The organism is Microbacterium altimontanum, from assembly GCF_058349865.2.
This window is the reverse complement of the sequence record NZ_JBYRJB020000006.1, coordinates 279,162-303,685: the sequence shown is the minus strand read 5'-3', so window position 1 is coordinate 303,685 and position 24,524 is coordinate 279,162. Positions and strand designations below refer to the sequence as shown.

26 protein-coding genes are annotated in these 24,524 nt (G+C 70.2%); 17 read left to right on the top strand and 9 right to left on the bottom strand.

The genetic code is table 11. The features are described 5' to 3' along the window. Positions 1-15 precede the first annotated feature (15 nt). Together AC3RX1_RS13000 and AC3RX1_RS12995 are read left to right on the top strand one after the other, a co-directional pair. The gene (locus AC3RX1_RS13000) at positions 16-570 is read left to right on the top strand and encodes a MarR family winged helix-turn-helix transcriptional regulator (RefSeq protein WP_491501663.1); all 555 of its coding nucleotides are present in this window, start codon (positions 16-18) and stop codon (positions 568-570) included. Further along, entirely contained in the window at positions 567-908 is a 342-nt protein-coding gene (locus tag AC3RX1_RS12995; protein ID WP_491501662.1) for a hypothetical protein, read from the top strand. Before AC3RX1_RS13000 ends, AC3RX1_RS12995 begins: the two co-directional genes overlap by 4 nt. Here AC3RX1_RS12995 and AC3RX1_RS12990 read toward each other — a convergent pair. Genes AC3RX1_RS12990 through AC3RX1_RS12980 form a run of 3 tightly spaced genes read right to left on the bottom strand, consistent with a single transcriptional unit; the run spans position 892 to position 3,182 of the window. After that, positions 892-2,490, bottom strand: coding sequence for an FAD-dependent oxidoreductase (locus tag AC3RX1_RS12990; RefSeq protein ID WP_491501661.1), 1,599 nt, complete (start codon positions 2,488-2,490; stop codon positions 892-894). The genes AC3RX1_RS12995 and AC3RX1_RS12990 overlap by 17 nt on opposite strands. Beyond that, a complete protein-coding gene (locus tag AC3RX1_RS12985; RefSeq protein WP_491501660.1) occupies positions 2,474-2,803 on the bottom strand; it encodes a lycopene cyclase domain-containing protein in 330 nt (109 codons plus the stop codon). The genes AC3RX1_RS12990 and AC3RX1_RS12985 overlap by 17 nt, the downstream gene beginning before the upstream one ends. Further along, positions 2,796-3,182: a lycopene cyclase domain-containing protein gene (locus AC3RX1_RS12980; protein WP_498239453.1), complete on the bottom strand. Its 387-nt coding sequence runs from the start codon at positions 3,180-3,182 to the stop codon at positions 2,796-2,798. The genes AC3RX1_RS12985 and AC3RX1_RS12980 overlap by 8 nt, the downstream gene beginning before the upstream one ends. A 65-nt stretch (positions 3,183-3,247) precedes the next feature. Between AC3RX1_RS12980 and AC3RX1_RS12975 the strand changes: the two genes are divergently transcribed. The 6 genes from AC3RX1_RS12975 (at position 3,248) to AC3RX1_RS12950 (ending at position 10,705) form a co-directional block, all read left to right on the top strand. Then, a complete protein-coding gene (locus AC3RX1_RS12975; RefSeq protein ID WP_491501658.1) occupies positions 3,248-4,459 on the top strand; it encodes a cytochrome P450 in 1,212 nt (403 codons plus the stop codon). Positions 4,460-4,541: 82 nt separating this feature from the next. Next, positions 4,542-4,907, top strand: coding sequence for a VOC family protein (locus AC3RX1_RS12970; RefSeq protein ID WP_491501657.1), 366 nt, complete (start codon positions 4,542-4,544; stop codon positions 4,905-4,907). 47 nt (positions 4,908-4,954) lie between these two features. Next, positions 4,955-6,466, top strand: a complete 1,512-nt coding sequence (locus tag AC3RX1_RS12965; protein WP_491501656.1) for an L-serine ammonia-lyase, iron-sulfur-dependent, subunit alpha — start codon at positions 4,955-4,957, stop codon at positions 6,464-6,466. A 51-nt stretch (positions 6,467-6,517) separates the two neighbouring features. Continuing rightward, positions 6,518-7,861 (top strand): MFS transporter, encoded by a 1,344-nt coding sequence (locus tag AC3RX1_RS12960; RefSeq protein ID WP_491501655.1) that lies wholly within the window; start codon positions 6,518-6,520, stop codon positions 7,859-7,861. Beyond that, positions 7,858-9,690, top strand: a complete 1,833-nt coding sequence (locus tag AC3RX1_RS12955; RefSeq protein WP_491501654.1) for a glycoside hydrolase family 2 protein — start codon at positions 7,858-7,860, stop codon at positions 9,688-9,690. Before AC3RX1_RS12960 ends, AC3RX1_RS12955 begins: the two co-directional genes overlap by 4 nt. Next, positions 9,683-10,705 (top strand): DUF2804 domain-containing protein, encoded by a 1,023-nt coding sequence (locus AC3RX1_RS12950; RefSeq protein WP_491501653.1) that lies wholly within the window; start codon positions 9,683-9,685, stop codon positions 10,703-10,705. The genes AC3RX1_RS12955 and AC3RX1_RS12950 overlap by 8 nt, the downstream gene beginning before the upstream one ends. Before the next feature lie 6 nt (positions 10,706-10,711). Here AC3RX1_RS12950 and AC3RX1_RS12945 read toward each other — a convergent pair whose 3' ends face one another. Then, positions 10,712-11,146, bottom strand: coding sequence for a MarR family winged helix-turn-helix transcriptional regulator (locus AC3RX1_RS12945; RefSeq protein WP_491501652.1), 435 nt, complete (start codon positions 11,144-11,146; stop codon positions 10,712-10,714). A gap of 35 nt (positions 11,147-11,181) precedes the next feature. Here AC3RX1_RS12945 and AC3RX1_RS12940 point away from each other — a divergent pair, with 35 nt between their 5' ends. The 5 genes from AC3RX1_RS12940 to AC3RX1_RS12920 all read left to right on the top strand — a co-directional run bounded on the left by AC3RX1_RS12940 (position 11,182) and on the right by AC3RX1_RS12920 (position 15,850). After that, a complete protein-coding gene (locus AC3RX1_RS12940) occupies positions 11,182-13,005 on the top strand; it encodes a DUF2207 family protein (RefSeq protein ID WP_491501651.1) in 1,824 nt (607 codons plus the stop codon). A 312-nt stretch (positions 13,006-13,317) separates the two neighbouring features. Beyond that, a complete protein-coding gene (locus AC3RX1_RS12935; protein WP_491501650.1) occupies positions 13,318-13,770 on the top strand; it encodes an OsmC family protein in 453 nt (150 codons plus the stop codon). Next, positions 13,767-14,126: a hypothetical protein gene (locus AC3RX1_RS12930; RefSeq protein WP_491501649.1), complete on the top strand. Its 360-nt coding sequence runs from the start codon at positions 13,767-13,769 to the stop codon at positions 14,124-14,126. Before AC3RX1_RS12935 ends, AC3RX1_RS12930 begins: the two co-directional genes overlap by 4 nt. Further along, positions 14,123-14,794, top strand: a complete 672-nt coding sequence (locus AC3RX1_RS12925) for an ArsR/SmtB family transcription factor (RefSeq protein ID WP_491501648.1) — start codon at positions 14,123-14,125, stop codon at positions 14,792-14,794. Before AC3RX1_RS12930 ends, AC3RX1_RS12925 begins: the two co-directional genes overlap by 4 nt. Positions 14,795-14,824: 30 nt before the next feature. Then, positions 14,825-15,850, top strand: coding sequence for a S66 family peptidase (locus AC3RX1_RS12920; protein ID WP_491501647.1), 1,026 nt, complete (start codon positions 14,825-14,827; stop codon positions 15,848-15,850). On the opposite strand, the gene AC3RX1_RS12915 is transcribed toward AC3RX1_RS12920, so the two are convergent. Then, positions 15,847-16,503, bottom strand: coding sequence for a TetR/AcrR family transcriptional regulator (locus AC3RX1_RS12915; RefSeq protein WP_491501646.1), 657 nt, complete (start codon positions 16,501-16,503; stop codon positions 15,847-15,849). The genes AC3RX1_RS12920 and AC3RX1_RS12915 overlap by 4 nt on opposite strands. Before the next feature lie 82 nt (positions 16,504-16,585). Here AC3RX1_RS12915 and AC3RX1_RS12910 point away from each other — a divergent pair, with 82 nt between their 5' ends. The 4 genes from AC3RX1_RS12910 to AC3RX1_RS12895 all read left to right on the top strand — a co-directional run bounded on the left by AC3RX1_RS12910 (position 16,586) and on the right by AC3RX1_RS12895 (position 20,692). Beyond that, on the top strand, positions 16,586-17,275 hold the full coding sequence (locus AC3RX1_RS12910) for a DUF899 domain-containing protein (protein WP_491501645.1): 690 nt from the start codon (positions 16,586-16,588) through the stop codon (positions 17,273-17,275). Between the two features lie 324 nt (positions 17,276-17,599). Further along, on the top strand, positions 17,600-18,838 hold the full coding sequence (locus AC3RX1_RS12905) for an extracellular solute-binding protein (RefSeq protein WP_491501644.1): 1,239 nt from the start codon (positions 17,600-17,602) through the stop codon (positions 18,836-18,838). Between the two features lie 10 nt (positions 18,839-18,848). Beyond that, on the top strand, positions 18,849-19,805 hold the full coding sequence (locus tag AC3RX1_RS12900; protein WP_491501643.1) for a carbohydrate ABC transporter permease: 957 nt from the start codon (positions 18,849-18,851) through the stop codon (positions 19,803-19,805). Beyond that, positions 19,802-20,692: a carbohydrate ABC transporter permease gene (locus tag AC3RX1_RS12895; RefSeq protein ID WP_491501642.1), complete on the top strand. Its 891-nt coding sequence runs from the start codon at positions 19,802-19,804 to the stop codon at positions 20,690-20,692. The genes AC3RX1_RS12900 and AC3RX1_RS12895 overlap by 4 nt, the downstream gene beginning before the upstream one ends. Here the strand turns inward: AC3RX1_RS12895 and AC3RX1_RS12890 are convergent. The 4 genes from AC3RX1_RS12890 to AC3RX1_RS12875 all read right to left on the bottom strand — a co-directional run bounded on the left by AC3RX1_RS12890 (position 20,670) and on the right by AC3RX1_RS12875 (position 24,447). Beyond that, positions 20,670-21,623 (bottom strand): alpha/beta fold hydrolase, encoded by a 954-nt coding sequence (locus AC3RX1_RS12890; protein WP_491501641.1) that lies wholly within the window; start codon positions 21,621-21,623, stop codon positions 20,670-20,672. The two genes, AC3RX1_RS12895 and AC3RX1_RS12890, sit on opposite strands and share 23 nt — an antisense overlap. A gap of 107 nt (positions 21,624-21,730) precedes the next feature. Then, a complete protein-coding gene (pgi, locus tag AC3RX1_RS12885) occupies positions 21,731-23,407 on the bottom strand; it encodes a glucose-6-phosphate isomerase (protein ID WP_491501640.1) in 1,677 nt (558 codons plus the stop codon). Positions 23,408-23,487: 80 nt separating this feature from the next. After that, positions 23,488-24,123 (bottom strand): NADPH-dependent F420 reductase, encoded by a 636-nt coding sequence (locus AC3RX1_RS12880; RefSeq protein ID WP_491501639.1) that lies wholly within the window; start codon positions 24,121-24,123, stop codon positions 23,488-23,490. A 78-nt stretch (positions 24,124-24,201) separates the two neighbouring features. Beyond that, positions 24,202-24,447, bottom strand: coding sequence for a hypothetical protein (locus AC3RX1_RS12875; RefSeq protein WP_491501638.1), 246 nt, complete (start codon positions 24,445-24,447; stop codon positions 24,202-24,204). Positions 24,448-24,524 lie beyond the last annotated feature (77 nt).

The following is a 24,524-nucleotide window of genomic DNA, read 5'->3' as shown; positions in this document are numbered from 1 at the left end:
CGTAGGATCGCTTCTATGGAACCCCTCCTCCCCGGAGAAGACGAGCGTCTCGACCGGATGCTCGACCCCCGGGTTCTCGACCCTGCGGGTGAGGTCGTGGACTACGCCCGGATGTCCGACGAGGACATCCGTCAGACAGTGAAGGTGCTCCAGGCTATCCGCAACTGGCGAGAGTCCGAACAGCGGATGAGCCTGCGTTCGCGTAACCAGATGAAGCTCAACGAGACCGACATGAGGGCGCTGCGCTACCTCGTGGCCGCGAAGAACGACGGCCGCGTCGTGACGCCCGGTCTGCTCGCCGAGCATCTGCGTATCTCGTCAGCGTCGACCACCAAACTGCTCGACCGGCTCGCGGCGGCGGGCCACGTCGAGCGCGCTCCGCACCCCAACGACCGGCGGGCGCTCGTGGTCACGATCACTCAGGACACGCACCGCCAGGTCCGCGATACGGTCGGCCACATGCACGCGCGACGGTTCCAGGTCGCGGCCGCTCTCAGCTCCACCGAGCGCGAGACCGTCGCCCAGTTCCTCAATGCCCTCGCCGCGACCGGCGACGACCCGGTGCTGTGACCGTGCGCGCCCGGAACCGCGTCGACATCGTCGTGACGGTCGTGCTGCTCGTCGCGCTGGTTCTCTTCGGAATGCTGGTGAGCTCGTTCGGGAGGGAGCTGCCCGTGGCTGCCGCAGCGTCCGGAACCTGCTCGGAGGGGTGTGGCGCGCTCGTCACCACCCTTGCCGCGGTGGGGGCTGTCGGGGTGTGGGTCGTGGCGGTGATCGGAGGTGTGCTGAGCGCCGCGCTCGTCTGGCGCGGAATGATCGCGTTCTGGGTGCCGCTCGCCGCGGCTGCCGTCATGGTGTGCCTCGTCGTCGCCGCCTACGCGATCGTGGTGGTCAGCCAGTCGGCGTGAGCGCCACGCCCCTGCGGCGCGCCAGCAGACCGGCCATCGGCACCGACCACACGTCGTGCCCCGCCACCCCCCAGTCCGCCAGCAGCCGGTTCGCGGCGAGCAGCCCCGTCGTGGCGGCGCGCTCCATCAGGGCGACCGGGTAGTCACAGCGCACCCAGTCGCCGGCAAGCACGAGTCGTGGCGACGGCGTCGCCACACCGGGGCGATCCTCCCACGGGCCCGGCGTGATCAGGGTGCAGTCGTCCTCGATCAGCACCTCGCGGTGCCGCACCGCCATCCTCGCCGTCTCGGGGAACACGAGGTGCAGCTGCCGCTCCATCTCGTCAACGAGCGCATCGGCGGCCGCGGCGGACGTCGCGACCCCGGGGTCGCACGCGTACGCGTGCAGCTCCACGACCGAGCCCCGGTGGTCCCGCGACCAGCGCGCGGCTCCGTCCTCGAACCGCTCCAGCACCGACACGTTGTCAACCGGGCCGAAGCCGCTGATGCCGAGGAACGCCGCCCGGTCGTCCCGGACCAGGCCGTCCAGCCAGAGGCGAACCACGGCGAACGGCGGCGCGTTCTCGGTCGCGGCCACGCCGACATGCCAGCTCTCGTCGTCGGCGGGGCGCATGGTCGCGATGAGCTCCCGGGCGGAGCGCGGATCGGCCGCGACCACGACGGCGTCGGCGGTGAGCGTCTCGCCGGCGAGGTCGACCTCGGCGCGGTCCTCGTCCACGCGCACAGCATCGACGCGCACGCCGGTGCGCACCTGTACGCCCTCCGCGGCGAGGTGCGCCCCCAGGGGACGCCACAGCGCCGTGTCGTAGTCGTCGTCGGGCACGTCGAACAGCAGACCCTCGGCTGAGCCGAGGAAGTACGTGTGGAACATCGCCACGAGCTCCCCGGCGGCGAACCGGCGCGGGTCGGCGAAGAACGACCGCGCGAACACCTCGAGCGCGAGGTCGCGCGCTGCGGCAGGGAACTGCAAGCGATCGAGGAACGCCGACGCGCTCTCGCCGTCGTACCGTGCGTACGATCCGGGGTAGGCCACCCGCACCAGCTCCAGTGCCGCGGCCACATCGACCCGCGCGAGCGAACGCAACGTGAAGCTGGGGCTCTGCCGCACGAATTCCAGCACGCTCCACGGGGGCGTGCGGGGGATCCGGCGGAACGAGTCGCGCATCCCGTCCGCGCGCAGCAGCGGGTAGTCGCCGATCGGGCGCAGCCGCTCGAGGGCGGGGTCGGCCCGGCGCAGCAGGCCCCGCAGGTTGTAGTACTGCCGGAAGAACGCGTGGAACCCGCGGCTCATGGTCCGGTCGGCCTCGACCGGCCATGCCGCGACCCGTCCGCCGAGCCGTGGCGTCTGCTCGAGCAGCGTCACGCCCACGCCGCGCTCCCGCAGCGCAGCGGCCGCCGCGAGGCCGGCTATGCCGCCGCCGACCACGATCACGCGACGGTCGGCGCCGATGCGGGCGAGACCGCCGGGTGCCCGGTGCCGCACGGCGCGGCGATCCCTGCCGGGTCGGTCGGAGCTGCTCAGGCGGACTCCGGCGTTCGGGCGGTGCACGTCGGCGTGCGGCGATTCAGCCCCCGCTGCCATCGTCGGCGCCCTTTCGTCGTCCGAACCGGATCCAGCAGATGATCGTGAGGGCGAGCATCGCGAACCCGAAGCCGAAATCTTCGATCGGAATGTTCCACGGGAACCGGATGCCCGAGAAATGGCCCGGGTGGTAGATCACGATGGGAGCGTCGAGCTTGGTCAGCCACCCGTCCACGAGCACCTGGAAGGCGAACACGATCGCCATCGTGATCCAGTACCTCGGGGAGCGGAAGATGCCGGTGCGTGCCCACAACACCTCGAGCGCGACGATCGCCACGACCGCGACGATGGTCAGCAGCGTGTACTCAGGCATCGTGAGCCGTCTCCGCGCTCTCGCGCACGAGACCGTCGGGCCATCGCACCCGCAGCCGGCCGGGGGTGTGCAGCAGTCGCAGGATCTTGCCCACCGCCTCGTATGTGAGCAGTGCGCAGACGGGGATGACGATGAAGAAGACGAACTCCTCGAGCGGAACCGGCCCGATCTGGATCCCGGTGACATAGCGCGGCGAGTAGCTCCAATGCCCGCGCAGGATTCCGAACAGATCCCACAGCGCGAACAGGACGAACGACGGCAGCAGCGCCGCGACCAGCCGACGTGGCGAGCGGTACACGCGCACGCCGACCAGGAACTCGAGCGGGAGGGTGATCACCACGCACCCCGCCATCAGGAGGAGGTACTGCGCCTGGTCCATCGTCGCCTCCTGCTCACCGACTGCTCCGGTTCTCACCTAGATTAGAGCCCGACGAGAGGTGGCCGATGCACGACGGCACGGGCGCGCGACGCGCCGTCCGCGCGGAAGAGGGCGACGACCCGGGGGTGTCGCGCGAGGACGGGATGTGGCGCATCCGCTCGCTGTCGGCGGCCCGGCAGGTGCTCGGCGCGCGGACGGAGACCACGCAAGCGGGCTTCACCGCTGAGGCGATCCCTCAGCGAGGATTCCGGCACCGGCCAATCCTGATCGCCGACGGACCGCAACACGACGCACAACGCAAGAAGGTCGGCCGCTTCTTCGCGCCCACCGTGGTCGCCCGCCGCTACACGGAGCACATGCACGACCGTGCGACAGCACTGCTCGACGATGCGCAACGACGTGGAGTCGCGCGCCTCGACCAGCTCGCATTGCTGTTCACCGTCGAGATCACGCGTCGGGCGGTGGGTCTCGAGCATTCGTCGGTGCGCGGGATGGCGCGGCGGCTGGAGCGGTTCTTCACCCAGCCTCCGTTCGACCTCACCCGGCCCGGGCTCGGGCGCACCCGCCGGCAGTGGATGCGCGCGGCGTGGAACGGACTGGTGCCTCTGCTGCGGTTCTGGCTCGTCGATGTGCGCCCCGCGGTGCGGGCGCTGCGCCGCAAGCCTGGGGAGAACGTCGTCAGCCACCTGATCGCCGAGGGCTACTCCAGTGCCGACATCCTGGTCGAGTGCGTCACCTACGGCACAGCGGGCATGGTGACCACCCGCGAGTTCATCGTCATGGCCTGCTGGCACCTGATGGACGACGACCGGCTGCGCGAGCGCTACCTGGTGGCCGATCAGCCGGAGCGTCTCGCGATCCTCGAGGAGATCATCCGCCTCGAGCCGGTCGTCGGGCACCTCTACCGCAGGGTGCGGGAGCCGATCGAGATCACGCACGACGGGCGAACGCACTCCCTGGCGGCGGGAGACCTCGTGGACGTGATGGTGCGGTGTACCAACACGGATGCGGAGACCTTCCCCGCTCGGCCTCATCAGCTGTGTCCGGACCGCGACGTCCCGGCGGGAGTCGATCGGGCGGGCCTCACCTTCAGCGACGGTGCGCATCGGTGCCCGGGCCGCGCTCTCGCGCTCACCGAGACCGACGTGTTCCTGCTCGACCTGCTGCGTCGGCGACCCGCGATGCGCACGCCGCCAGCGGTGGGGTGGGATCAGCTCGTCGCCGGGTACACGCTTCGGGGGATGATCCTCCAGTTTGGGTCGGATCCCGCGCAGTGACCGTCGCAGGAGGGCCGTTGTGTCGTCGTAGTGATCAGCGTCCCGCCGTGCGGGACGCTTCTGCGGGGCTACCCTGTGTCGCATGAGACTCGTCCAGGTCGCGCAGCACGCGGATGATCTCGAGCGTGCGGCACAGTTCTATTCGTCCCTGCTCGAGACGGAGCCGGTCGCCCTTTTCGATCCACCGGGTCTGCTCTTCTTCGCCCTCGACGACGTACGACTGCTGCTCGATCGCAGCGCGCCGAGCGCCCTGATCTATCTGAAGGTCGACAACGTGCATGCGACGCTCGAGCGCCTCGACGGCCGTGTCGAGGTGGTGTCGCAGCCGCAGCTGATCTTCACTCACGACGACGATCTGCTCGGCCCCGCCGGCCACGAGGAGTGGCAGGCATTCGTGCGCGACAGCGAGGGGAACACCGTGGGGCTCGTCGCCTTCCAGCGCGCCTGAGAGTCGCCCGCGACCGAACCCCGTCGCGCAGGACGTAGCCTGGAGGGGTGAGCGCATACGTCTCGGCGTTCGAGCTGTTCTCCATCGGAGTAGGACCCTCGAGCTCCCACACCGTCGGACCCATGCGCGCAGCCCGCGATTTCGTCGCGCGCCTGCGCGCGAGCGGCGACCTCGACCGCACGGCGCGGGTCAGCGGCATCCTCTACGGCTCCCTCGGCGCCACGGGCCTCGGCCACGGCACGCCGGACGCTGTCGTCGCGGGTCTTCGCGGCCTGGAACCCGAGACCGTCGACCCCGCCGAGGTGCGCGCGGCCTGGGTCGACTGGACCGACGGCGCGGAGCTGCCCCTCGACGGCACGCATCCCGTCCCCTTCCGCAAGGAGGACATCGCCTTCGCCGCCCGCACGCGGCTCCCCGGTCACCCCAACGCCATGTCGCTCACCGCGCTCGACGCCGACGGCGCGACGGTCGCCGAGGAGACGTACTACTCCGTCGGCGGCGGGTTCATCCGCCGCGAGGGCGAGCCGACCGCGGTGGCGACGCATCCGTTCCCGCTGCAGTTCGACAGCGCCGGCGAGCTGCTCGCCCTCTGCGACGAGCACCACCTCACGATCGCCGAGGCCGCTCGCCGCAACGAGGAGGCGCTGCGCAGCGAGGAAGAGGTCGCCGCCGGGCTCGACGCGATCTGGGACGCGATGTCCTCGAGCGTCCGGGCGGGGCTCGACACCGACGGCATCCTCCCCGGGATCCTCAAGGTCAAGCGCCGCGCGAGCGCGATCCGCGCACAGCTCGAGGCGGCCGAGACCGACAACGGCCGTGAGATCCCCGGCGAATGGCTCGGCGCGTTCGCACTCGCCGTCAACGAGGAGAACGCCGCCGGCGGCCGCGTCGTCACGGCACCCACCAACGGCGCCGCCGGCATCCTGCCCGCCGTCGCGATGTACTGGTGGCGGTTCCTCGCCGATTCGGGCCTCGGCGTCGGCAACGCGGTCACCCCGCACGGCGAGCTGGTCGGCAGCGCGCTGCTCGGCTTCGGAGAGAAGACCCAGACGGATGCGTCTGCCGCCGCCCGCGCGCGACTCGAGGCCGACGACGCGCTCGTGGCCGAGGCGAACCGGCGCCGCGGCATCCGCCGGTTCCTGCTGACCGCGACCGCCCTCGGCTCGCTCTTCAAGGCGAACGCGTCGATCTCGGGTGCGGAGGGCGGATGTCAGGCCGAGGTCGGCTCGGCGTGCGCGATGGCCGCCGGCGGCCTCACCGCCGTAATGGGCGGCACCAACCGGCAGATCGAGAACGCGGCCGAGATCGCGATGGAGCACCACCTCGGCCTCACGTGCGACCCGGTCGCCGGCCTCGTGCAGATCCCGTGCATCGAGCGCAACGCGATCGCCGCCTCCACCGCCGTCACCGCAGCCCGGCTCGCCCTGCGCGGCGACGGGTCGCACTACGTCCCGCTGGACACCGTCGTCGAGACAATGCGGCAGACCGGCATCGACATGTCCACGAAGTACAAGGAGACGAGCGAGGGCGGACTCGCGGTGAACGTCATCGAGTGCTGAACCGCTAGGATTTCAGAACCCGAACAGCGGTCAGTTTCAGCAAGGATGCCGATGCCCACCGAACCCGCCGCGCCCCCGCGCGCTCCGTCCGTACTTCGCACGCGCCCGAGCGCTCCGCTCCCGGCCCGCGCCTGGGTCGTGGTCGTCGTGCTCGGGCTCGTCGGCCAGCTCGCCTGGACCGTCGAGAACATGTACCTGAACGTGTTCGTGTACGACACGATCTCCACCGATCCGACGGTGATCGCCCTGCTCGTCGCGTTCTCGGCGATCGCCGCCACCCTCGCGACGATGCTCGTCGGCGCCGCATCCGATCGCGTGCGCCGCCGCAAGCCGTTCATCGCCATCGGCTACGTGCTCTGGGGCGTCACGACGGCGATGTTCGGCTTCGTGCAGCCGGCAGGGGGCGTCGACGCCGCGCAGTCGGTCGGCCTCGCCGTCGTCGCGATCGTCGTGCTCGACTGCGTCATGTCATTCTTCGGCTCGGGTGCGAACGACGCGGCGTTCAACGCGTGGGTCACCGAATCCACAGTGCCCGCGAACCGCGGACGCGTGGACGGCGTGCTCGCCATCATGCCGCTCATGGGGATGCTCATCGTGTTCGGCGTGCTCGACGGGCTCACGCACGACGGACAGTGGAAGCTCTTCTTCGGCATCGTCGGCGGAGTCACCGCGGTGGTCGGCGTGATCGCGTGGTTCCTCGTGCGCGAGCCGGCCGAGACCCGCACGCCGCCCGACGGCTACTTCGCCGCCGTCATCAACGGGCTGAAGCCGCGCACGGTGCGGGAGAACCCGCGCCTGTACATCCTGCTCGCCGCCTGGGCCGTCGTGGGCACGAGCACCCAGGTCTTCATCCCGTACCTCATCATCTACATCCAGCGGTATCTGCGCATCGACGGGTACGCGATCGTGCTGGGCAGCACGTTGATCCTCGCCGCGATCATCAGCGTGCTCGGCGGCCGGGTCATCGACCGCGTCGGCAAGACGCGCGCGATCATCCCCGCGACGGCCGTCATGATCGTCGGCCTCGTCGGGATGTTCGTCGTGCGCGACATGGTGCCGGTGATCATCGCCGGCACCATCATGATGGGCGGCTTCATGCTGTCGACGGCGGCGCTGTCGGCGAGCGTGCGCGACGTGACGCCCGCCGATCGCGTCGGCATGGTGCAGGGGCTGCGGATGATCGCGATGGTGCTGATCCCGATGGTCGCCGGGCCGTTCATCGGGGCGTCGGTGATCGTCGGCGCGAACGAGACGTATGTCGATCTCGGCATCGTCAAGCAGGTGCCCACCCCGTGGATCTTCCTCGCAGCTGCGGCCGTGGCGGTGTTCGTCGTCATCCCCGTGCTGCTGCTGCGCAAGGCGCCGGCTCCGGATGTCGCGGACATGGCGTCGTGACGGCGCTCACCCCCTGGGGCGAGGCGCTGGATGCCGCGGCCCCGCTGCCGGAGTACCCGCGCCCGCAGCTGGTGCGCGTGCGCTGGCAGAACCTCAACGGGAAGTGGGACTACGCGATCCGGCCCTTCCGCGACGCCGATCCGCTCGCCGTGGCCGATCCCACCCGCACGCCGGAAACGTTCGACGGGCCGATCGTCGTGCCGTTCTCGCCGGAGACGCCGCTCTCGGGCGTCGAGCGCACGGTGAACGCCGACGACATCCTCTGGTACCGCCGCAGCATCGCCCTCGCGCATCCGCCGACGGCCGGCGAGCGCGTGCTGCTGCATTTCGGCGCCGTGGACCAGTCGTGCCGTGTCGCCGTCGACGGCGTCGAGGTCGGCTCCACGGGAGGCGCCGCCGCGCACACCGGCGGCTACCTCCCGTTCACCGTCGATGTCACCGCCGCTCTCGGCGCCGGCCCGGCGCACGAGATCGTCGTCGCCGTGCGAGACGTGACGGATGCGTCGTGGCTGGCGCGCGGAAAGCAATCGAGCACCCGCGGCGGCATCTGGTACACCCCCCAGTCCGGCATCTGGCAGACCGTGTGGCTCGAGACGGTGCCGCACGTGGCCGTCGACGCGCTCGTCCTCACACCGCACCTCGAGCGCGCCGAGCTCGAGCTGGAGGTGCGCAGTGACAACGCCGCGGCGGGAGCTGCGGCATCCGTCACCGTGCGTGCGGGCGACGACGTCGTCGCGAGCGCCGATGCCCTGATCGGGGCCTCGACGCGGATCGCGCTGCCGACGCCGATCCGGGCGTGGTCGCCCGACGACCCCTTCCTCTACGACGTCGACGTCACACTCGGCGACGACACCGTGAGCTCCTACATCGGGATGCGGTCCCTCGGTGTCGGAACGGATGCCCGCGGCGTGCGACGGCTGCTCCTGAACGGGCGCCCGCACCTGCCGGTCGGCCTGCTCGATCAGGGGTACTGGCCCGACGGCGGGTACACCGCCCCGAGCGACGACGCGCTCGCGTGGGACATCCTGCTTGCGAAGCGCCTCGGCTACACGATGCTGCGCAAGCACATCAAGGTCGAGCCGATGCGCTGGTACCACCACTGCGACCGGCTCGGGATGCTCGTGTGGCAGGACGCCGTCAACGGTGGCGAGGCGTACAAGCCTCGCGTGATCACGCTGCCGGCGTTCGGCGCCCCATCGATCAGCGATCGACGCTACGCGGCGTTCGGGCGGTCGTCGGCGCGGGGGCGCGAGCGCTTCGAGGCCGAGCTCGTCGAGATGGTCGACCACCTGCGATCCGTGCCGAGCATCGTGATGTGGGTGCCGTTCAACGAGGGATGGGGTCAGTTCGACGCCCGACGCATCGCGGCGCTCGTACAGCGGCTCGACCCGGGTCGGCCCGTCGACCACGCCAGCGGATGGCACGACCAGGGTGCCGGGGACCTGCGTAGCCTGCACGTGTACTTCCGCCCGGTGCGCGCGCCGCGTCGGCAGGACGAGCGGGTGCTCGCCCTCACCGAGTACGGCGGCTACAGCCTGGCGGTACCCGGCCACACGTGGGGGCCGCGCACGTTCGGGTATCGCCGGTACCGCTCCAGGATGCGGCTGCAGGCGGCCATCGAGCGCCTGCACGACGGCGAGATCCGGCGTGCGATCGAGCAGGGGATGGCGGCGCTCGTCTACACGCAGCTGGCAGACGTCGAAGACGAGGTGAACGGCCTCGTCACGTACGACCGCCGCTTCGTCAAGGTCGACGAGGAGGCGATGCGCGCGCTGAACGACCGTCTGCGCGCCGCGGCGGGCGAGGACCGGGAGGACACGCATGACTGAACTGACCGCACCGGTCTCGCTGACCGGCCCCGACGGGCGCCTCAACGCTGCCGCCGTCGGCTGGGCGCGGCATCCGCTCGTCGAGACCGCCGGCATCGGCCGCGGTCCGCACCGCACCTGGGGCCGCAACAAGCGGTGGGAGTACTGGAGCGTCATGACGCCCACGCACATCCTGTCGCTGACGGTGTCGTCGATCGACTACGCCGCCGTGCACGGGCTGTGGATCTTCGACCGGACGATGCAGCGCTCGTGGGCGCGCGATGCGACGGTGATCCCGCCTCGCGGCGTCGTCCTCCCGGAACGTCTCGATGCGGGACCGGCCCGCGCGCGGGCGAACGGTCTCGAGATCGACATCGAGCCGGTCGGGGCCCTGCAGGACGGCGCGTCGCGCGTGGTGCGGCTGCAGGCGCGGATCGACGACGCGTCGTTCGACGTCACCGTCACCCGGCCCGCCGGGCACGAGTGCCTCGCTGTGGTCGTGCCGTGGAGCGAGCGGCGCTTCCAGTACACGGTGAAGGATGTCGCCCTGCCGGCGGAGGGGAGCGTCACCGTGGACGGCGTCGTCCACCCCGTTCCGGCGGGATCGTCGTGGGCGGTGCTCGACCACGGGCGCGGCCGCTGGCCCTATGACGTCCGGTGGAATTGGGGCGCCGGATCGGGAATCTCCGGCGGCCGCACGATCGGCGTGCAGGTCGGCGCCAAGTGGACCGACGGGACTGGCCAGACCGAGAACGGCGTCGTCGTCGACGGTGTGCTGCACAAGATCGAGGCAGAGCTCGACTGGCGCTACGACACCGCTGACTTCCTCGCGCCGTGGACGATCACCGGCGGCGGGCTCGATGCATCCTTCACCCCGTTCTACGACAAGAAGTCCGCCACGAACCTCGGGGTGCTGTCGTCGCGGACCGACCAGTGCTTCGGCACGTGGTCCGGCACGTTCACGACCGAGGCGGGGGAGCGGATCGCGTTCGACGGCATAGAGGGATGGGCCGAAGACGTCCACAACCGCTGGTGATTCGGCTCAGTCGACCGAGCCGCGCAGCTTGTCGGTGAGCTCCTTCAGCCGCGCAAGCTCGTCGTCGTCGAGCGGCTCCATCTGGCTCGCGATCGACCGGGCGTGTGCGGTCGCGATCGCGCGGAAGCGTGCCGCGCCCTCCGGCGTCGCGCGCACCAGCGCGCCCCGGCCGTCCTGCGGATCGGCGCACTTGGCGATGAGGCCCGCCGTCGCCATCCGATCGACGAGCCGCGAGACGCTCGGCTGGCTGATGAGCATGTTCGCCGTGACGTCGCGCAGCCGTGCGGTCATCTCCGGCGCGCGCGTGACCGTCAGCAGCACGTCGTACTCCGCCTGCGTGAGCGGCGACCCCTCGAAGTCTCCCGCGATGCGCGCGAAGATCTCGTGCTGGGCGCGGAACAGGCTCTCCCAGGCGGCCACGGCGAGGCGGCGGTCGGTCATCGCACCAGCGTAGCGTCAGCCCTAGGCTGACAGGGATGCGCACATTGACCCGGGCGCTGATCGCGCTCGCCGCCGTGGTGGCGGCATCCGTCCCCGTCCTCCCCGCCGTCGCCGCGACGACAGCACCGCCCGCGGCAGCGGTGGGTCCGGTGGCCGGCGACGTCGACGACTTCACCTTCCGGAGCATGCACGCCGACTACACGATCGGCCGCGATGCCGAGGGGGCGAGCACGCTGAAGGTCGTCGAGACGTTCGTCGCCGTGTTCCCCGAGACGGATCAGAACCGGGGGATGAAGCGCGTCATCCCCGACTCGTACAACGGACAGCCGCTTGATCCGACCGCGCTCTCGGTGACCGACGGCCAGGGCCGTCCTCGGCCCTTCGAGACCGACTCCGACGACGACGGTCTCACCGTGACGTCGCGGGCAGACGGCTACGTGCACGGGCGGCAGACGTACGTCTTCACGTACACGCTGCGGCACGTCACGTGGACGTTCGGCGACACCGATGCCGACGAGTTCTACTGGGACGTCAACGGCGTCGACTGGGCGCAGCCGTTCGCCGTCGTCTCGGCGACGCTGCACGTGCCGGGCGAGCTCGAGCGGGCGCTCACCGGCGAGCAGGCGTGCTACCAGGGCGGGCAGGGTGCGACCGATCGCTGCGAGATCAGCGCCACGACGGATGCGTCGGGGGCGGCCGTCGTGACGGCACGGGCCTCCGACCTCGCGCCGCGGCAGACGATGACGATCGCCGTCGGGTTCCGGAAGGGGACGTTCGTCCCCTTCGACTCGTCGTACCTCGCGTCGCCGTGGGACTGGGTGCAGGGGATCGCCGGGCTCGGGGCGATCGGCGCGGTGATCTTCGCCATAGTGAACCGGATGCGTCGGCTCAAGGACGAACCGGGACGACCGACGATCGTCGCCGAGTACGAGCCACCGAAGGGCGTGGATGCGCTGCAGGCAGCGGTGCTGCTGGGCAAGACGCCGAAGGCGATTCCGGCCGAGGTGCTCGAGCAGGCGCTGGCCGGCAGCATCCGGATCCTGCAGGGCCGGAAGCGGATGTTCGGCGGGTACACGCTGCAGGCGGAGCTCGTCGACGCCTCCCGAGCCGATGAGGACGGACGGATGCTGCTGCGTGGCCTGTTCGGCGAACACGCCGCCGCCGGCGCGCTGTTCACATTCGGTCGAAGCAACACGAGATTCGCCGCGCAGGCGCGCCGCATGCTGAAGTTCGGTGACCGCAGCCTGACGCGGCGCGGGCTGCGGCGGGCTGTGCGCCGGCGCGATCGCGCGGTGCCGATCGCCATCGCGGCGGTCGTCTCGGCGGTGGCGGTCGTCGCCGGGATCGCGGCCCTCGCCGCGTACGTGCAGCCGGTCCTGCCGATCGTGCTGATGATGCTCGGCATCGCCGCGTTCGTCGTCTGCGTGATCATCACCGTGCGCCGCCCCCTGACGGCCCGCGGAGCGGAGGTGAGGGATCACCTCAAGGGCCTGCAGGTGTTCATCGAGTGGGCCGAGGCGGACCGGATCCGGATGCTGCAGTCGCCGGCAGGCGCCGAGCGGGTTCCGGTCGATGTGGACGACGCGCGCCAGATTCTCAAGATCTACGAGCGGCTGCTGCCGTACGCCGTCGTGTTCGGTCAGGAGCGGCAGTGGGCCGATCGGCTCGCGGCCCTGTACCCGGAGGGCTCGTCGCCCAGCTGGTACGCGGGCCAGGCCGCCTTCAACGCCGCCGCGTTCTCGGCGGGCGTCGGTTCGCTGTCGGCCGCTGCATCCTCGGCATCGTCGACCTCGGGCGGCTCGAGCGGCGGCGGGTCGGCCGGCGGCGGCGGGGGAGGCGGGGGAGGCGGCGGCGTGTGACGCAGGCTCGTGGATCGCGCACCGGTCGAGCCGCAGGCGAGTCGAAACGCGGCCTGGACAGAGTAAGAGCCGGTCGGAGAGGCTCCCGACCGGCTCTTTTCCCTTGCACCAAGAGTGTCCTGCAATCACATGACGGCGGCTGCCACAGCAAAACAACCGCCGCAGGAATCACTCTATAACGGGAAGGTAACGGCCGCCAGCCCCGAACGTTATCTTTTTGTGACTCTGGCCGTATTCATAAGATTCGGACGGCGGCCTCGGCGGCCGAACGCTTCGGCGCACACCGAAGCGTCTCGCTCCTACTCTGGCCGCATGACCGATCACCACTACACGACGACCCTCGCCTGGAGCGGATCCACCGCACCCGGATACGCTGCCTACAACCGCGCGCACGACGTGCAGTGCGCCGACGAGATCCTCACGCTCAGCGCGGATGCCGCCTTCCGCGGCGACGCCTCGCTGCCGAACCCCGAGCAGCTGCTGCTGGCTGCCGCGAGCTCCTGCCAGCTCCTGTCGTTCCTCGCGGTTGCCGCTCTCGCTGGCGTCGACGTCGTGTCGTACAGCGACGAAGCCTCGGCCACGATGCCGACGGATGTGCAGCCGATGCGCATCACCCGCATCGACCTCGCGCCGCGCATCGAGGTTCGCGGCGCGGACGTCGAGCAGGTGACGCGTCTCGTGCACGAGGCGCACGAGGGCTGCTACGTCGCCAACTCCCTGGCCGCGGACGTCGTCGTGACGCCGGTCGTCGAGGTGCTGTCGTGAACGACCTCACGATTCCGGTGAACGACGTCGGCGCCGACGTCGCGCGCATCGGCGCGGTGCTCGGAGCGGCCGGGGTCGGCCTGGAGGGCGGCGGCGTCTGGGGCGGCCAGGCCCACTACCTCGTCGCGGACGGCGACACGGCAGTCGCGGCGCTGAACGCCGCCGGAATGCGAGGGGCGGTCGCCGTGCCCGCGCTGGTCGTCCCGCTTCGCGCCGACGTCCCCGGTGAGCTCGGGCGCATGATGACCGCGCTGGCCGACGCCGGCCTGGTCGTGACCGCACAGTACAGTGATCACGACAACCGCAAGGTGATCGTCGTCGACGACCTCGAACGCGCTCGGGAGGCACTGCGATGACCGAACCGGTCTCCCTCGAAGCGCTGGGGCAGGCCCTCGCCGAGCCGCGCCGCCTGCGGATGCTCCAAGAACTGCTCGGCGGCGTGCCCTTGCCCGCCGGCGCGCTCGCCGCGCGGATCGGGGTGGCGCCGTCGACGGTCACCGGCCATCTTGCGCGCCTGCAGGAGGCAGGGCTGGTGCGCGTCGAACAGCACGGGCGTGCCCGGTTCGCGAGCATCGCCGATGCGAATGTCGCAGAAGCGGTGGAGGCGCTGCTGCGGATGACCGGCGAGCCGACCGTGACGTCCTGGTCGGGAAGCGACCGCCGGCTCGCGATGCGCCGGGCGCGATCGTGCTACGACCATCTCGCAGGCGATCTCGGCATCGCCCTCACCGATCATCTCGTCGCGCAGCGCTGGCTGGATCCGGAGGTCGGCGCGGCCACGGCTCCGCTCGAGCGCATCGCCGAGGGGCTCGGGCTGAGCCTCGAGGTGCGCGAGTCGCCCCGGCCGCTCGTGCGCGGCTGCGCCGACTGGACGGCGCGCCGCGCGCACCTCGCCGGTCGGCTCGGCGCCGCGATGCTCTCGGCACTGCTCGCCGGCGGCTGGCTCACCCGTCGCCGGGATGACCGCGCACTGCGGGTCACCGCCCGCGGCGAGGAGCGCTTCGCCGCTCTCGGCATCGCCTGAGCGCGAGCGAGAGTCTGCTTCACTGTGCGTATGCCGCTCTCCTTCCCCGCACCGCTGCAGCCCGGCGACATGATCGGCGTGACCTCGCCCGCTTCCGGCGTGGGAGACGTGGGCCGAGCGCGGCTCGCCTTCGCCGTCGAGTGGCTGCGAGGCCGGGGATACGAGGTGGTCGTCGGGGACTGCATGGCAGCCGACCGCTGGGTCTCCGCGCCGAAGGCCGAACGGGCTGCGGAGCTTCAGGCGATGCTGACGGATCCCGGCATCCGAGCCGTCGTTCCCCCGTGGGGTGGTGCCGGGACGGCGCTGGACATCCTCGACCAGCTCGACTTCGACGCGATCCGCGCCGCCGAGCCGACCTGGGTGGTGGGCTTCTCCGACTCGTCGAGCTGGATGGTGCCGCTCACACTCCGTGCCGGCCTGCCCACCCTTCACGGCGACAACCTCATGGACACGCCGTACGCGGCGCCGGAACCGCTCGCTCATTGGCTTGCGATCGCCACCGCGGTCGGTCCCGTCGCACAGCATGCCAGCGGCATGATCGCTGACTGGCATCCCCTCACCGAGCCGGCCGCGACGACGTGGAAGCAGCGGGCCAGCGGCAACTGGCGTCTGCACGGCGCCCAGGCCCTCGACGTCAGCGGCACGATCATCGGCGGCTGCACCGAGATGATGGCCGGCCTCGCCGGAACTCCCTACGGCGACGTGCCGTCGTTCGCCGATGAGCACGGCGACCTGATCGTCTACCTCGAGACCGCGGAAGAGCCGGCGTTCACCGTCTGCCGTTACCTGCACCAGCTGCGCTACGCCGGATGGTTCGACCATGCGAGCGCGATCCTCATCGCTCGCACGGAGGCGCCGGCGTCGCACGACGACGGCGGACTCTCGCAGGAGGAGGCGGCACTCGACGCCCTCGGCGGCCTCGGCATCCCGATCGTGTTCGACATGGAGATCGGGCACGTCCCGCCGCATCTGCCGCTCCTGAACGGCGCGTCCGCGCGCATCCGTGTCGACGGTGCCCGGCGGGAGATCGTGCAGGCCTGGCCGCAGCCTGCCTAGCGCCTGGCGGAGCGCGCCGCCGGCTCGACGAGGAGCCCCGCGATGACCGTGTCGACGGTCCGGAGCGCGGCGGCGTCGACGTCCGCTGCGGGCAGGCGGCGCAGCGGGCCGCGCAGCACGAGCCGGGCGAACCCGTGCACGGCCGACCAGCACGGCCATTCGGCGCCCGCCCGACGGTCGGCGGGCAGCGACCCTTCGGCGACGAGCGCATCGAGCGCTGCCGACAGCGCTGCCAGCGGCGCCGGGGGAGCGGATGCGTCACCCGGCGCGGTCTCCGACGATGTGTCCGATCCGCTCGGCAGGGCGTCGATCACGGCGAACGCGGTCTCGAACCACCCCGGCTCTTCGCGCGCGAACGCGATGTAGCCCAGTCCCACGGCGCGCAGACGGGCGCGCCCCGACGTCGCGGTCCCGGCGAACGACGCCATCCGAGCGGCCATCCGTTCACGGATGCGGGAGGCGACCGCGGCGATCAGCGCATCACGGTCCGCGAAGTGGCGGTAAGCCGCAGACGGTGACACCCCGGCCCGCCGCGTCGCATCGCGCAGAGTGAGGGCCCGAGCACCGCCGTCACGCGCCAACTCGAGCCCGGCGGCGATGAGCGCCTCGCGAAGATTGCCGTGGTGATAGCTCTCCCGTGTCCTGCTGACCATCCTGCCTCTTGACGCTCGCGAGCCGATGTGTACGCTGTCAACATATCAGCAGATCGCCTGTAGCACCTTCGAGGGGGACCCGATGTCCAGTGCACTTCCGCCCGTCGTCGATCACGACACCTGGCGCTCCCGCCTGGACGAGTTGCGCGTGCGCGAGAAGGCGGCGACCCGCGAGCTCGACGCAATCGCGGCCGCGCGCCGGCGGCTTCCCATGGTCAAGCTGCCTGACTACACGCTGACGGGCGCTCGGGGGCCGATCCGGCTCGCCGATGTCTTCGAGGGGCGCTCCCAGCTGATCACGTATCACCACATGTGGCATGCCGACGCCGAGTGGCAGTGCCCGGGTTGCACGGGTTTCACCTCGCAGTTCACGCGTCTGGAGTTCCTCGACCTGTATGACGCGCGATTCGTCGTCGTCACGCAGGGCGAGATCGACGAGGCGCTCGCATATCGCGAGAAGGTCGGCAACCGGATGGAGTGGTATTCCAGCGCCGGCAGTGACTTCGGGGCCGATATGGGCGCCCCGGTCGATGGCGGCTTCGCCGTGAACGTCTTCCTCCGCGACGGCGATGACGTCTATCGCACATGGCACACGGATGGCCGGGGCGTCGAGCAGCTGAGCCACACGTTCGCACTCGTCGACCTGCTGCCGTGGGGCCGTCAGGAGGAATGGCAGGACGTGCCGGACGGATGGCCGCAGCACGGCACCTACGCCGTCGGACGCAACTCTGCGGAGATCGCGCGTCTCTACGGACCGGCCTCGGCGTCCTGATCCGCGCCGCGTCCCCAGCGAGGGTGACGGAGTGCCGGAACGATGCCTTGGCACGACGCTGCTGGGCCGGTAGTGTGGCGTGCATAATTTGCTAGGGATCCTTCCAATCTCCTCCTCGGGGGCGCGGGCGGATCCCTGCGGCGCTCGCGTCAACGTCGGGTAACGATCCTGGAGTCGGGCTTGACGGACGGCGTGAGCGGCCGCCATGATGCAAGCGGGTGATAAGTTCTGGACGTTGGACCGCGTTTTGAGTCAGGATTAGTCACTCGGACACGGTCGTCCACACTCCTGAGGCGATCGAAACCTTCGGGAAAGAGGATCTCAATGAAGACATCCCTGCGGTGGATCGCCGTCGCCGCGACGGCGACGGTCGCCGTCGGAGCGCTCGCCGGATGCGGCTTCGGCGGCAAGAACGACGCCGGCGGCGACGCACAGACCCTCGAGCTCATGGTCGCGAGCTACTCCGACAACACGAAGGCCGAGTGGCAGCAGATCATCAAGGACTTCGAGGCGAAGAACGACGGCATCAAGGTCAACCTCGACGTCGAGAGCTGGAACGACATCAACGACGTCATCAAGACCCGGGTGCAGGCCGGCAAGCAGCCCGACATCCTGAACATCGACGCGTTCGCGGGCTTCGCCTCCGACGACCTGCTCTATCCGGCCAAGGACGTCGTCTCGAAGGCGACGCTCGACGACTTCCAGCCCTCATTCGTGGAGAACGCCTCGATCGACGGCACGCAGTACGGCCTGCCGTTCATCGCGTCGGCGCGTGCCCTCTTCTACAACAAGGACCTCTTCAAGCAGGCCGGCATCACCGACCCGCCGAAGACGTGGGCCGACATGGAGGCTGCCGCCGCGAAGCTCAAGAAGGCGGGCGTCACGCCGTACGGCATGCCGCTCGGGAGCGAGGAGGCGCAGGCTGAGACGGCCATCTGGTTCTACGGCGGAGGCGGAGGCTACGGCGACGCGTCGAAGCTCACGATCGACAGCCCGGAGAACATCGCCGCGGCCACCGAGATGCAGAAGTTCATCACCCAGGGCTGGACCGAGGCGAACCCGGGCTCGACCGATCGCACGCCCCTGCTGAACGTCTTCATCCAGGGCAAGATCGGCATGCAGGTGGGTCTGCCGCCGATCGTGGGTCAGATCAAGGACAAGAACCCCGACCTCGACTACGCGATCGCGCCGATCGCCACGAAGGACGGGTCACCGTTCACTCTGGGCGTCGCCGACCACCTCATGGCGTTCAAGAACAAGGTCGACAAGAAGGCAGCGATCACCAAGTTCCTCGACTACTTCTACTCGGCCGACGTCTACTCCAAGTGGGTGACCGAGGAGGGATTCCTCCCCACGACGAAGTCGGGCGCCGAGAAGATGGGATCGGATGAGGCGATCAAGCCGTTCCTCGAACTGCTGCCGAGCGCCAAGTTCTACCCGTCGACGAACCCGAACTGGTCGGCCGCGCAGGGAGCGATCCAGGCGCAGATCGGTCAGCTCGGCCAGAAGGCAGACCCGGCGACGCTGCTGAAGGCGATCCAGGCCAAGGCCGACGGGCAGTGATCCTGCCGCGATGACGCAGCTCGCCCCCACCGCCGCGGCGGTCACGGTCTCGGGCCGTGGCCGCCGCAGCGGCCCTCAGCATCGCACCACCGGCGGCGCCGACCTCTGGCACGCCGTTCCATGGACGGCTCCCGCACTCATCCTGATCTTCGGCGTCGTGCTGTTCCCCGCCGGCTACATGGTGTTCAACTCGACGCGGAAGATCTCCGTCGCCGGCGTCGACCACGGCACGGTCGGCTTCGCGAACTACCTCGCCGTGCTGGCACGCCCCGAGCTTCCCGGCATCCTGCTGAACTCCCTCGTCTGGGTCGGCGCTGTCGTCATCCTCACGGTCGTGATCTCACTCGCCCTCGCGAACTTCCTCGACAAGAACTTCCCCGGCCGGCGCTGGGTGCGCATGGCGATCATCATCCCCTGGGCATCGAGCGTCGTGATGACGACGACCGTGTTCGTCTACGGACTCGATCCCTACTACGGCATCATCAACAGGTTCCTCGTCGACGTGCACCTGCTCGCCGAGCCCCTCGGCTTCACAAAGGAGCCGCTGCCGGCGTTCGTCTCATCGATCGCGATCGCGGTGTTCGTCTCGCTGCCGTTCACGACGTACACGCTGCTCGCCGGCCATGCCGGCATCCCGATCGACATGATGGAGGCCGCGAAGATGGACGGCGCGGGCCCCGTGCGCGCCTACTTCGGGGTGACGCTGCCGAACCTGCGCAACGCGATCGCGCTGGCGAGCCTCATCAACATCATCAACGTGTTCAACTCGCTGCCGATCCTCAAGCTCATGACGGGGTCGATCCCCGGATACAGGGCCGACACGACGACCACCTACATGTTCAAGCTGCTGCAGAACGAGCAGCGCATCGACCTGTCGAGCGCCCTCGGCGTGATCAACTTCCTGATCGTGCTGGTCGTCGTCGGCCTCTACCTGTGGATCGTCAAGCCGATGAAGGACGTGTCATGACCGCGACCGCCACGCTCATCGAGCCGCGCCGGGGACACCGCAGGCCGCGGGGGCGGGATGTCTCGACCGCGCGCATGACCGGACGCGTCATCGCCGGCGTCATCATCGCGTTCGTCTTCCTCATCCCGTACCTCATCATGCTCATCGGCTCGTTCAAGAGCCGGTCGAACATCCTCGCCGTTCCGCCGACGTATCTGCCGACCACGTGGCATCCCGAGAACTACCTGACGATGTGGTCGACGCCCGAGACCCCGCTGCCGCTGAACATGATCTCGACGATCGTGATCTCGGTGTTCGCGACGGCGCTCGTGCTCATCGTCTGCGTGCCGGCGGCGTACTACACGGCGCGCTTCCGGTTTCCGGGTCGCGGCGTCTTCCTCTTCCTCGTGATCGTGACGCAGATGCTGCAGCCGACGGTGCTCGCGACGGGTCTGTTCAAGGAGATGGTGACCCTCGGGATCAACGACACGTGGCTCGCGATGATCCTCATCAACGCCGCGTTCAATCTCGCGTTCGCGATCTGGATCATGCACAACTTCTTCGCCGGCGTGCCGAAGGAGGTCGACGAGGCGGCGCAGATCGACGGCGCGGGCAAGTGGACGGTGCTCTTCCGCGTGCAGCTGCCGCTGGTGTGGCCGGGCATCGTCACCGCGATCGTCTACACGTTCGTCGCGTCCTGGAATGAGTTCGCCGCGTCGCTCGTGATCCTCTCCACCGACGCCAACCAGCCGCTCTCGGTGGCCCTGACGAAGTTCGTGGGTCAGTACGACGCCGCGTGGCAGTACGTCTTCGGGGTGTCGGTCGTCGCGATCGTTCCGGTCGTCGTCCTGTTCATGCTGATCGAGAAGCGACTCGTCGGAGGACTCACCGCGGGAAGCGTGAAGTAACCGCGGCCTCGTCGGTGGCTCGGGCGACGAGGTCCATCATCTCGGGACCGCCGTGACCCTCGGTCTCCACGATATGCAGGCGGCTGCCTGGCCACGCGCGGTGGAGGCGCCAGGCCGTCACCGCCGGACCGCTGACGTCGTGGCGGCCGTGGATGAGCACGCCCGGGATCGCTGCCAGCTCCCCGGCCCGGTCGATGATGGGCACCTCGAGGAATCCGTCGTTCGCCCAGTAGTGCGTGACGAGCGTCGCGAACGTCTGCTGCTGTCTCGGGTCGGCCGGATGCGGCGGCCCGGCCGGTCGCAGCGGGTCGAGGCCGACGTGCACTCCCTCCCAGCGGTCCCAGGCGGCGGCGGCTTCGGCGCGCACGTCGGGGTCGGCGTCGCGGAGGAGCCGCGCGTACGCCGCCACGACGCGCTCGCCGGGACGGCGGACCGCCGCGAACGGCTCCCATTCCTCGGGGAACAGCGCGCCGACCGTCTCAGTGATCCACTCGACCTCCTCGCGAGAGGTGGTCGTGACCGCCGCGTTCACGACGCCGGTGACGCGCTCGGGATGGGTGAGGGCGTAGGCGAGAGCGAGCGTCGATCCCCACGAGACGCCGTGCAGCAGCCACCCGTCGACGCCGAGATGCTGCCGCACCGCTTCGAGATCGTCGATGAGCGCCGGCGTGGTGTTCGCGTCGAGGTGCGCGAGGTCGTCGATCACGGTCGGGCGGCTGCGGCCGCACCCGCGCTGATCGACGCCGACGATGAAGTACTTCTCCGGATCGAATCGGCGCCGGTAGCCGCCGGCGCCGAGCCCGCCACCCGGGCCGCCGTGCAGGTACAGCGCCGGGATGCCCGTGGGCGAGCCGGACGCCTCCCAGTAGATCTCCGCGCCGTCGGGGCGCGCCAGCCACCCCGATGCGTGCGGTTCGATCGGCGGGTACATGGCGGTCAGCCTACTGGCGCCGCGCTGTCGAGACGTTCGGGGCGGATCCCTGCGTTCGGGGCGTGATCCTGCGGCGCGGGCTGCAGGATCACGCCCCAATGCCCGCCTCAGCGCCGATGCGCGCGGTAGTAGTCCAGTAGCCCGCGGGTCGAGGCATCCTGTGCGGCCACAGCGTCCTCATCGCCCTCGATCGCGGGTGCGATCTGCAGCGCGAGCTGCTTGCCGAGCTCGACCCCCCACTGGTCGAACGAGTTGATGCCCCACACCGTGCCCTCGGTGAACGTGATGTGCTCGTACAGCGCGATGAGCTGTCCGAGCACGCGCGGAGTGAGCGCGGGGGCGAAGATCGATGTCGTCGGCCGGTTGCCGCTGAACGTGCGCGCCGCGACGAGCGGGCCGGTGGTGCCCTCGGCCTCGACCTCGTCGGCCGTCTTGCCGAACGCGAGCGCCTTCGTCTGCGCGAGGAAGTTCGCGAGGAACAGCCCGTGCACATCCCGATCGCCGTCCTTCAGCGGGTACGCGGGGTTCACGAACGCGATGAAGTCCGCCGGGATCAGCCGCGTTCCCTGGTGGATCAGCTGGTAGAACGCGTGCTGTCCGTTGGTTCCCGGCTCGCCCCAGAACACCTCGCCGGTGTCGGTCGTGACGGGGGAGCCGTCCCACCGCACCGACTTGCCGTTCGATTCCATCGTGAGCTGCTGCAGGTAGGCGGGGAACCGGTGCAGCAGCTGCGCGTACGGCAGCACCGCGTGGGTCTGCGCATCGAGGAAGTTCGTGTACCAGACGTTGAGCAGTCCCATGAGGGCCGGCACGTTGCGCTCCAGGGGAGCGGATGCGGTGTGCACGTCGATGTCGTGGAACCCGGCCAGCAGGTCCTCGAACACGTCGGGGCCGAGCGCGAGCTCGAGCGAGAGGCCGATCGCCGAGTCGACCGAGTAGCGGCCGCCGACCCAGTCCCAGAACCCGAAGGCGTTGTCGGTGTCGATGCCGAAGTCGGCGACCTTGTCGAGCGCCGTCGAGACGGCGACGAAGTGGTGGGCCACCGCATCCTTCTTCGCCTCGTCGGTGTCGTCGATCGCGCCGGACTCCTGGAGCCCGGCCCAGAGCCAGTCCCGGGCGAGGCGTGCATTGGTGAGCGTCTCGAGCGTCGTGAACGTCTTCGACGCCACGATGAACAGTGTCGTCGCGGGGTCGAGGTCGGCGGTGGTCTGCGCGAGGTCGGTCGGGTCGATGTTGGAGATGAAGCGCGCCTGAATGTCGGTGGCATACGGCTTGAGCGCCTCGTACACCATGACCGGGCCGAGGTCGGAGCCGCCGATGCCGATGTTGACGACGTGCGTGACCTTCTCGCCGGTGACGCCGGTCCATGTGCCGGAGCGCGCCCGGTCGGCGAACGCGCGCATGCGGCCCAGCACCTCGTGGACGTCGTGGTCGACGTGCTGCCCGTCGACCACGAGCTCGGGGTCGGCCCCCTCGGGTCGCCGCAGCGCGGTGTGCAGCACCGCGCGGTCCTCGGTCGTGTTGAGGTGGGCGCCCTGCAGCATCTGCGCGAAGCGCTCGGCGACGCCGGTCTGCTCGCCGAGGCGCACGAGGGAGGCGAGGATGTCGTCGGTGACGAGGTTCTTCGACAGGTCGACGTGCAGGTCGGCGGCGTCGAACGTCAAGCGCTCGGCACGGGATGCGTCGGCGGCGAACCATCCGCGCAGATCGGGCCGCAGGTCGGCCTTGTGCTGCTGAAGCTCGGCCCAGGCCGATGTCGTGGTGGGATCGATCGGAGCGCTCATGCCTCCACGCTAGCCCGGTCGGCGCCGCCGCGTCAGAGGGTTGCGCCCGGCCGTCCGGACGGCCCGGACGGGCCAGCCCCTCACCGCTGGGCGGCGGCGAGGTTCGTGCGCAGTTCCTCGGCGTTCTGCCGCACGACGTAGGCCGGCTGGTCGCGCTCGACGCGCCAGCTCTCGCTCAGCGGGCCGATGTTCACGGTGTCGAAGCCGAAGTCGTCGTACAGGTCCGTGACGAGGCGCGCGGCGTCCGCGTCATCGCTCGCCGTGGCCAGGGCGCGCCGGTTCTCGGTGCCGGCGGGGGAGCCGTCGGTGAGGATCTCGCCCGAGCGGACGTGGTTGAAGGCCTTCGCGACCTTCGACGACCGCAGGTGCTCCTGCACGAGCTGCGACGTCGTTGTCCGCTTCTCGTCGAGCGCCGCGATGCGGCCGTCGCGCTCCCAGTAGTAGTTGCAGGTGTCGAGCACGGTCTTGCCGGCCAGCGGCTCGACCGGCACGTCGCCGAGCGCCTTCAGCGGAACGGTGACGATCGCCCAGTCCGCCGCATCCGCCGCCTCCGCCGCCGTCGCAGCGCGTGCTCTGCCGCCGAGCTTCTCGATCAGCGGGGCGAGGGTCTCGGGGTCGCGAGAGTTCGCGATCACGACGTCGTATCCGCGGGCGACGAGCCCCGTCGCGAGGGTGCTTCCGATGTGTCCGGCTCCGATGATTCCGACAGTGGTCATATCAGGGCCAACGCGCCGCGGTGCACCGCATTCCCCGCGGGGCGCCTTCTGCCACGGATGTCACATCGGCAGACACGCTCACATCGGGCGCTCGGGCGGCGGCGTGGGAACCGTCGGCTCCTGTGGCGTCGGCACCTGCGGCTCGAGCGGATTCGGCGCCGGCGGCTCCGCGGGCGTCGGGTCCGGGCTCGGCGGAGCGGGGCTCGGCGTCGGCGGGCTCGGCGAGGGCTGCGGCGGAGCGGCCGGACCGGGCTCCGGTGCGCCCGGCGGAGTGGGGGGACCGCCCGGGATCCCGGGGTCGATCGTCATGTCGTCGGTGTCCATGTCGCCACTCTCCGCCGGTCGGCTGCGTGTCGCCATGGCGTTGACGTGGCGCCCCGGTGGACGTAAGGGCCCGCGTC

Coding starts and splice junctions, on each gene's coding strand:
- AC3RX1_RS12910 (WP_491501645.1), top strand. CDS start 16,586: ATGTCCAGTGCACTTCCGCCCGTCGTCGATCACGACACCTGGCGCTCC.
- AC3RX1_RS12945 (WP_491501652.1), bottom strand. CDS start 11,146: ATGACCGACCGCCGCCTCGCCGTGGCCGCCTGGGAGAGCCTGTTCCGC.
- AC3RX1_RS12975 (WP_491501658.1), top strand. CDS start 3,248: ATGCACGACGGCACGGGCGCGCGACGCGCCGTCCGCGCGGAAGAGGGC.
- AC3RX1_RS12895 (WP_491501642.1), top strand. CDS start 19,802: ATGACCGCGACCGCCACGCTCATCGAGCCGCGCCGGGGACACCGCAGG.
- pgi (WP_491501640.1), bottom strand. CDS start 23,407: ATGAGCGCTCCGATCGATCCCACCACGACATCGGCCTGGGCCGAGCTT.
- AC3RX1_RS12915 (WP_491501646.1), bottom strand. CDS start 16,503: ATGGTCAGCAGGACACGGGAGAGCTATCACCACGGCAATCTTCGCGAG.
- AC3RX1_RS12905 (WP_491501644.1), top strand. CDS start 17,600: ATGAAGACATCCCTGCGGTGGATCGCCGTCGCCGCGACGGCGACGGTC.
- AC3RX1_RS12960 (WP_491501655.1), top strand. CDS start 6,518: ATGCCCACCGAACCCGCCGCGCCCCCGCGCGCTCCGTCCGTACTTCGC.
- AC3RX1_RS12920 (WP_491501647.1), top strand. CDS start 14,825: ATGCCGCTCTCCTTCCCCGCACCGCTGCAGCCCGGCGACATGATCGGC.
- AC3RX1_RS12935 (WP_491501650.1), top strand. CDS start 13,318: ATGACCGATCACCACTACACGACGACCCTCGCCTGGAGCGGATCCACC.
- AC3RX1_RS12990 (WP_491501661.1), bottom strand. CDS start 2,490: ATGGCAGCGGGGGCTGAATCGCCGCACGCCGACGTGCACCGCCCGAAC.
- AC3RX1_RS13000 (WP_491501663.1), top strand. CDS start 16: ATGGAACCCCTCCTCCCCGGAGAAGACGAGCGTCTCGACCGGATGCTC.
- AC3RX1_RS12980 (WP_498239453.1), bottom strand. CDS start 3,182: ATGGACCAGGCGCAGTACCTCCTCCTGATGGCGGGGTGCGTGGTGATC.
- AC3RX1_RS12940 (WP_491501651.1), top strand. CDS start 11,182: ATGCGCACATTGACCCGGGCGCTGATCGCGCTCGCCGCCGTGGTGGCG.
- AC3RX1_RS12900 (WP_491501643.1), top strand. CDS start 18,849: ATGACGCAGCTCGCCCCCACCGCCGCGGCGGTCACGGTCTCGGGCCGT.
- AC3RX1_RS12985 (WP_491501660.1), bottom strand. CDS start 2,803: ATGCCTGAGTACACGCTGCTGACCATCGTCGCGGTCGTGGCGATCGTC.
- AC3RX1_RS12970 (WP_491501657.1), top strand. CDS start 4,542: ATGAGACTCGTCCAGGTCGCGCAGCACGCGGATGATCTCGAGCGTGCG.
- AC3RX1_RS12925 (WP_491501648.1), top strand. CDS start 14,123: ATGACCGAACCGGTCTCCCTCGAAGCGCTGGGGCAGGCCCTCGCCGAG.
- AC3RX1_RS12875 (WP_491501638.1), bottom strand. CDS start 24,447: ATGGACACCGACGACATGACGATCGACCCCGGGATCCCGGGCGGTCCC.
- AC3RX1_RS12890 (WP_491501641.1), bottom strand. CDS start 21,623: ATGTACCCGCCGATCGAACCGCACGCATCGGGGTGGCTGGCGCGCCCC.
- AC3RX1_RS12950 (WP_491501653.1), top strand. CDS start 9,683: ATGACTGAACTGACCGCACCGGTCTCGCTGACCGGCCCCGACGGGCGC.
- AC3RX1_RS12880 (WP_491501639.1), bottom strand. CDS start 24,123: ATGACCACTGTCGGAATCATCGGAGCCGGACACATCGGAAGCACCCTC.